General features: G+C 66.5%; 4 protein-coding genes. 3 read left to right on the top strand and 1 reads right to left on the bottom strand.

Going from position 1 to position 7,301, the window contains the following annotated elements; all coding sequences use genetic code 11:
* Positions 1-320 precede the first annotated feature (320 nt).
* The 3 genes from VHN57_RS05765 to VHN57_RS05755 all read left to right on the top strand — a co-directional run bounded on the left by VHN57_RS05765 (position 321) and on the right by VHN57_RS05755 (position 4,440).
* Entirely contained in the window at positions 321-2,765 is a 2,445-nt protein-coding gene (locus VHN57_RS05765; protein WP_278987855.1) for a TonB-dependent receptor, read from the top strand.
* Between the two features lie 82 nt (positions 2,766-2,847).
* Complete coding sequence (locus VHN57_RS05760) at positions 2,848-3,357, top strand: RNA polymerase sigma factor (RefSeq protein ID WP_004207526.1); 510 nt, start codon at positions 2,848-2,850, stop codon at positions 3,355-3,357.
* 15 nt (positions 3,358-3,372) lie between these two features.
* A complete protein-coding gene (locus tag VHN57_RS05755) occupies positions 3,373-4,440 on the top strand; it encodes a FecR family protein (protein WP_278987852.1) in 1,068 nt (355 codons plus the stop codon).
* Positions 4,441-4,481: 41 nt separating this feature from the next.
* On the opposite strand, the gene VHN57_RS05750 is transcribed toward VHN57_RS05755, so the two are convergent.
* Positions 4,482-7,226 carry a M14 family metallopeptidase gene (locus VHN57_RS05750; RefSeq protein WP_423283077.1) on the bottom strand — a complete coding sequence of 915 codons (2,745 nt, stop codon included), beginning with the start codon at positions 7,224-7,226 and terminating at the stop codon, positions 4,482-4,484.
* Between the last annotated feature and the right edge of the window lie 75 nt (positions 7,227-7,301).

Here is a 7,301-nt window from a genome sequence, read left to right as displayed (position 1 = left end):
CAATCCGGCCGCGATCCCATCGCCCTCGCCTCCGCAAAGACGACGACGTCATGCGCTTCCTTCCACATTGACGGGACAGCAACGTCGGAAACCGGCGTCGGGCCCTGGGGATAGTTCATGATCTTTGCACAATTTGCGCAATCTCCCGTCGCGACACCGGATATTCCGTGATGGAAAGTGGGGGGTCGCTCGTTCTGGACATCGGGTCGGAAGAATAAGGCGTGTCCGTGATACGAAGGTGCAGAAGAGCCGGTGTCGCGCGGCCGGGGCGGCATGCGCTGCGCCGGATCGCGACAATCGGCGCGCCCCTATTCCTGGCCATGTCCCTCATCACCGCCCCGGCATTCGCGCGCAACGGCGGCGACACGGCTTTCGACATACCCCCTCAGAAGCTCGAAACCGCGATCCAGCAGCTTGCCCTGCAGGCCGGGCGGCAGATCGTCTTCCGATCCGCCCTTGCCGGTTCGGCGACGTCGCACCGGCTGTCGGGCACCATGCCCTTTTCGAGCGCGCTGCGCCGGCTGCTCAAGGGCAGCGGCCTGACCTTCCGCGAGACGGACGCCCATGTCATCCTGATCGAGCCGGCCTCCCCTGTCCGCAGCACGACCGACATTGCCGCCGCCGCCCCCTCATCCCCCCTGCCCCCGGCCCGCCCGCTGATCGTCACCGCGCTGCGTCGCACCGACCCGGTCAGCTTTGCCGGCGACCTGCGGCTGCGGCCCAGCGCGGCGGGGATTGCCGCCCTGGTCGAAGCCAGTCCGGGCATCAGCAGCGAGCCGGGCAATGCCGGGCAGCGGGCGCTGGTCGTGCGCGGCGTCGGCATGGCCGGGGAATCCACCACTCTGGTCTATTTCGGTGATGTGCCGATCGCCGGCCCGTCGGGCACCGGCAGCGACGCCGCGCGCACGACCAGCGACCTGTCGCTGGTGGACGTGGCGCAGGTCCGCATCGCGCGCACCGCACGCAGCGCCGAACATGGCGTCGGCGCGCTCGCTGGCGAGATCGAGATCGCGCCCGAAGAACCGCATCTGGGCCAATGGGGCGGCGGCGCCAGCCTGGGCCTGGGCATGCAGCAGGGCGGCGAGCCGGATCTTTCGGCCTCCTCCACGCTCAATATTCCGCTGGGCGCGCGCGCCGCCCTGCGCGCGACCGCCTATGCCAGCCGCGCAGGCGGCTATGTCGACAATGTCCGCACCGGCGCGCGCAACGTCAATGACGACGACATATCGGGGCTGCGCCTGATCGCGCGGATCGTGCCGCAGCCCGATCTCGACATATCGGCGCTGCTCACCTGGCAGCATCGCCGCATCGCCGACGCCTCCTCCTGGTTCCAGTCGCTCGACTCCTATCGCACCGATCGCTATTTCGCCGCGCCCACCACCCATGACTTCCTGATGGGGCGGCTCAAGATCGGCTACGGCGGCGGCCCGGTCCGCCTGACCAGCATCACCGCCGCCTATCGCTGGTCGCTCGACCGGCGTTATGATCGGACCAACGCCACCTTGCTGCAGGGGCAGGATCCCGAAGCCTGCCAACGCTATTTCGGGCTCGACAGTCCATCCTGCGATCCGGCGCAGACGCAGCAGTTCGCGGATTATGCCGCCAGCCTCGCGCCATCGCTGCTGCATATTCCGATCGTGTCGACCCGCATCCTGCAGGAACTGCGCCTGTGCCATGACAATGTTCACGGGCTGGGCTGGGTGGCGGGCGTGCTGATCGACCATCGGAGCGAGCGGCTGCGCAGCGAACTCTCTTCCTACAGCGGTGATCCCGATGTGACCGGCGAACTATTCGGCGCGCGCCGGCTGGCGATCAGCCGCGACCAGGCGGCGCTGTTCGGGACGCTCTCCTATCGCGAGGACGACCTGCTCGTCTCCCTCGGCCTGCGCTATGACGATTATCGCGTCGCGTCGCAGAATGACGTGGTCGTGCCCAATCTGCTCAGCGGATCGATCGACTCCTGGCCGCGCACCGTCAGCCGGTCGGGCGGGCTCAGCACGCGCGTCCATATCGACCTGCCGATCGCGCCGGGGGCCAGCTGGCATACCCAGCTGACGCGCAGCATCCGGCCGGGCGGGGTCAATACGGCTTCGGTATTGCTGCCCGACCGGCGCACCTATGATGGCGACAGCCTGTGGGGCGCCGAACTGGGCTTCAACCTGCATCTCTGGCGCGACAGCGAGATGACGCTGACCGCCTATATGAACGACTGGCGCGACATGCAGTATCGGGCGCTGTCGGAAAATCGCTCGCACGCCTATCTGGTCAATGTCGGCAATGCGATGATTTTGGGCACCGAGTTCGAACTGGTCGCCCGGCCGCTACCGGGCCTGACCGCCCGGCTTGAAGCCAGCCTGATCCGCGCCGACCTGACCCGCGTCTCCGACGCCGCGCCGCTGGTCGGCGGCGCCGACAAGGGCGACAGCATCCCCTTCGTGCCGCATCGCCGGTTGCAGGCCAGCCTGGCGCGCAACTGGTCGGTCGGCGGCCATGGCCAACTGACGGTCGAGGGCGACTGGCAATATCAGTCGGGTTCCTGGTCCACCTTCACCCGCGACGATCCCGATTTCGTCGAGACGTCGAGCTTCTCGCTGTTCGGTGCGGGGGTCAGCTGGCGCCGGGAACGGACCAGCCTGTCGCTGCGGGCACGCAATATTTTCAATCGCGTCGCGAATTTGCGCGCGGTGACTAACGGATATGGGGTCGGTCAAACGTTCAGTTCAGGACCGCGATCGATCCTGCTGAGCTGGGACCGGCATTGGTGATGCGGGTCGCCGGGGCGGCCCGCAAGGGGTTTGAAAGCGCGGACAAGGGGTTTCGGGGTTGAACCGTCTATCAGGATCGTCATTGCCGCAACCGGGCGGGGCGGAAAACAGGGCGACCGACTATTCCGCCTATATCCCGGCGCTGCGCCGCTATTTTGCCCGCCGCGTCACCAGCGCCCATATCGTCGACGATCTGGTGCAGGACGTGATGCTGCGCATGCATGTGCGCCAGTCGCCCGACGGCATCGACAATCTGGAAGGCTATATCTTCCGCACCGCATCCAGCGTATTGCGCGATCAGGCCCGGCGCGATCAGGTCCGTCATGCCAAGGGGCATGATGAACTGACGGAAAAGGATCATCCTGCTGAGGAACGGACCGCCGACCGCGTCTTACAGGCAAGGGAAGAGATCGCCCAGGTCGTCCGCGCGCTGGAAGAGCTGCCGGAACGGACCCGCGACATCTTCCTGATGCGGCGCTACGAAGGGCTGGCCTATGGCGATATTGCGGAAAGGCTGGGCATTTCGGTGAGCGCGATCGAGAAACATGTCGCCAAGGCCGTCGCGCATATCGCCCGGCGCATGGCACGATAGGATAGCGGTCACTTCATGACCCAGGACGGGGACGACCCCTTCGACATCGCCGCCGCCCATTGGGCGCGGTTGCAGTCCGGCACGGCGACATCCGCCGAGCGGGCGGCGATCGCCGCCTGGTGCGACGCGGCCCCGGCGCATCGCGCGGCCATGGACGCGGTCGAGCGCGGTTGGGACGTCGCCGGCGCTGCGGAACAGGATGATGCGATCGCGGCGATGCTCGCCCAGATGCAGGCGCGCCAGACCGAAGCCTCCGCCCCCTCGGCCGGCCGCCGCCCCTGGCGCGCGGCCTTGCTGGCGGCCTCGCTGACCGCGCTGCTGGCGGTGCCGGCGACGCTCTGGTTCACCAGCCGCCCCGCCGACCATCCCGTGCCCCCTGCGCTGTCCGGCGAACAGGTGGCGCAGGCGACGGGCACGCGCCTGTTCAGCCCGGCCGGCCGCCGCCGCAATATCCAACTGCCCGATGGTTCGCGCGTGATCCTGGACGCCGACAGTGCGATCCGCTTCGCCTTCTCCACTGACAAGCGGGCGGTCGCGCTGGAATCGGGCCGTGCCTATTTCGCCGTCCAAAAGGACAAGAGCCGCCCCTTCAGCGTGTCGGCCGGCAAGCTCACGGCCACGGCAGTCGGCACCGCCTTCGACGTGTCGCGCCTTTCGGGCCGGGAACAGGTGACCACGACCGAGGGGCTCGTCCGCGTCGTGACGGCTGCGGCAACCCACAATGGCAGCCGCGCCACCCTGCTGCCCGCCGGCATGCGGCTGACCCAGAAGGATCAGAGCGTTTCGGTCGACCCGGTCGACGTGACCCGCGAAAGCGCCTGGCGCGACGGGCGCATCGTCTTCACCGGTCGCTGCCTGTCCGATGTCGCGGCGGAAATGAACCGCTATGGCTCGGGCCGGCTGGAGGTGAAGGAGGATGCCGCGCATATCGCCATCAGCGGCGTGTTCGACATCGACAATGCCGATGGCCTGGCCGAAGCGCTGGAGCAGCAGGGGCTGGTCCATGTAGCGCGTAGCGCCGACCGGATCGTCCTGACCCGCGGCGACCAGATCATCCCCGGCGACTGCGCCGTCCGGGGCTGATCCAAAAAAACGGGGCGTCCGATGACGCCCCGCTCCTTTCCTTATTTCCGATCGGCCGCGCCATAGAGCAGCGCGTTGAACAGGAATTTGAACGTGCCATAGGATTGGGCGCGCTGCGCCACTTCCGGCCCCATCACCAGCAGCTTGCCCTTGCCGACATCGACATCGGCGACGGCGATCGTGCCGGCCAGCTTCTCCTGCCCCACGGCCCAGCCGCTGCGCAGCAGGTCGCGGCCCTCGAACCAGGACACCTGGCCATAGGGGGTGGCATTCGCCGTGACGAAGGTCTGCGAGCGGTTGAAGAACATGTCCACCTGGTCGGGCAGGCCATAGGCCAGCGGCTGGCGGTTATCGACGCGCGCGCGCAGGATCGATCCGGGGATGAAGAAGCTCTTGGTGTCGAGCGGCTTCATCGCCCCCTCCACTTCCCGTGCCAGCGCGGGCTTGAGCGGTGTGCCAAGCAGGTCGATGAAGCGGGCCGAATTGCCGATCGCGACCACCGCGCCGCCATTGCGGGCGAAGTCCGCAACCGCCGGCACCGTCTTGGCATCGGTCAGGTCGCCCAGCATCGGCACGAACTCGGCCGGCGTATCCTTGACGTCCGGCTGCTTGCCGGCACGGGCCGTTCCCCAGGCGCCGCTCGGCGGCAACGCCCCATCGGCGAACAGCAGCACATCATAATCCTTCGCCAGATTGCCGGCATCCAGACGCTTGGCATAGACCGGCGCGAACGGGAATTCGAACTTCTCCAGCAGGAAGCGGGTCCAGCCGGTCGGGATATTGCCGCCATAGCGATCGACCAGGCCGATGCGCAGGGGTTTGAGCGCAATGCGCTCGCCCTGCGGCGCGGCATCGACAGCATGGGCGGTCAGACCCAACTGCGTCACCGCATCGCCGACGATCTTCTGCGCGTCGGCCGATGCCGGAATCCAGATCGCGCCGGCCTGCATCGCCTCGCCATCGGCGCTCACCGCCTGCTTCAGCCAGGCCGGACGCACGCCCGCCTTCAACAGACGGTTGGTCAGGATGAAGCTGTTGTTGCTTTCATGGCCGACGATCCAGCCCGCCTTGCCCTGGCCGACGATCCGGCCGGGCGGCGGCGCCAGCAGATCGGGCACCGGGGTGAAATGCTGGTCCAGCCCGTCGAGCAGCCGGTCGAAGCCGATCCCCATCTGATAGGCCAAAGTATAGCCGGTAATGTCATAGGGCGCCTTGGGCGGGCCGCCGGGGAAATCCGTATCGTGCGGATGGTCCTGCGGCTCGAACATGTCGATCACATGCGGGCGATAGGCCTGGTCGGTGCGCACGATATAGGCGCCGGCGGCATAGCTTTTCCCACCCGCTTGGAAGGGGGCGTCGGCCCGCTCCACCTCGACGCCATTCTTGATGAGGGCATTGAGGAAGGCGATCGCGGTGGGCATGTCGCGCTGGTCGGCGGGGATGATGTATGCGCGCGGATCGCGCTCGGCCGGGGCCTGCAACATCGTCTTGTAGAGGCCGGGATCGACCTTCTTGGGTCCACGCCCTTCGTCCAGCGCCTTGGCATTGGCCAGCCGGTCGACCTTGGACGGGGTGATGGTCCAGCTATCCTTGCTGCCCTTCTCGATGCTGTTGGCGCCCATCTTCCAGATGTTGAACAGCAGTCGCTCGCGATTGCGCGAAGCATAGTCGATGACCGCGCGGTCCAGCGTCCACTGATAGTCGAGCGAATCCTGCAAATGCCAGTCGCGCGGGCCGATCGGCATCATCTCGTCGCCGCGCGGCAACTGGGTCGATGGCACCAGCGGGATCTTCGCCGGGGTCGGCCCGCCGATGATCTCGGTCAGCAGGCCGATGCTGTTGTGGAAATAGGCGACCGATCGTTCCATGCCATTGTGCCAGGTCGAATAGGGCGCCGCGCTGCGCGTGCCAGAACCGGCCTTGCCTTCCGAAATCAGGCGCGAATGCATGGCGAAGCCGACTTCGTTGAGCTGCGCCATGACGATCGGGTCATAGTTGAAATTGAACGGATCGCGGAACGGCGGCACGAACACCACCATGCCCTCCGGCCCGGTCTGATGCTGGTTATAGACGATCTGCGGATACCATTGGCGGAACAGCACCCGATTGACATTCTCGGTCTCGGGCATCGCCGCCATGAAGCTGTCGCGGTTATTATCGTGCCCGATATATTTCTGGTAGAGGCGCGGCAGCGTCGCCATTTCGCGCTTCTTGGGATCGGCCGAACGCATATACCAGTTGGCGACCAGTTCCATGCCGTCGGGATTGTCATGCGCGAACAGGATGATGCAGTCGTCCAGCATGCGCATCGTTTCCGGGTCCGACTGGGTCAGCATCCGGTAAAGCACCTGGATCTGCCCCTGCGACGTCACCGTCTCGGTCGCGTGCATGCCCGCGTCGATCCAGACCACCGCCTTGCCCTGCGCCGCCAGCGTGCGCGCCTGCGCCTCGTCCACGCCATGGGCGCGGGCCAGCTTCTCGGCAATGGCGCGATACTCGTCCAGCTTGGCGAGGTTCGCAGGCGAGGAGACGATCGCCATCCATTGGCTGCGCCCTTCCGCGCTCTTGCCGATGTCGACCAGCTTCATCCGGTCGCTCTGGGTCGCCAGCTTCTGGAGATAGGCCTCATATTCGCTGTAGTTGGCGAGATAATAGTCGGTCCCCGGCGGCTGCTTGAAGAAGCGCTCGGGCGGGGTCGGCGTGCCGGATTGGGCGGTGGTCTGAGCCGCAGCAGGAACCGCCTGCAACAACAGCGCGCCCGACAGGAAAAGCCAATGGGGTTTCATGCAATCTCTCCAGATATCTGGTCGTAAGCGGGCAGAAAGAGGAAAGGGCGCGATGCTCGATCGCGCCCTTTGAAA

It is taken from the genome of Sphingobium salicis subsp. salicis (genome assembly GCF_049472635.1).
Classification (GTDB): domain Bacteria; phylum Pseudomonadota; class Alphaproteobacteria; order Sphingomonadales; family Sphingomonadaceae; genus Sphingobium; species Sphingobium yanoikuyae_A.
This window is presented reverse-complemented; position numbering and strand designations above follow the sequence as displayed.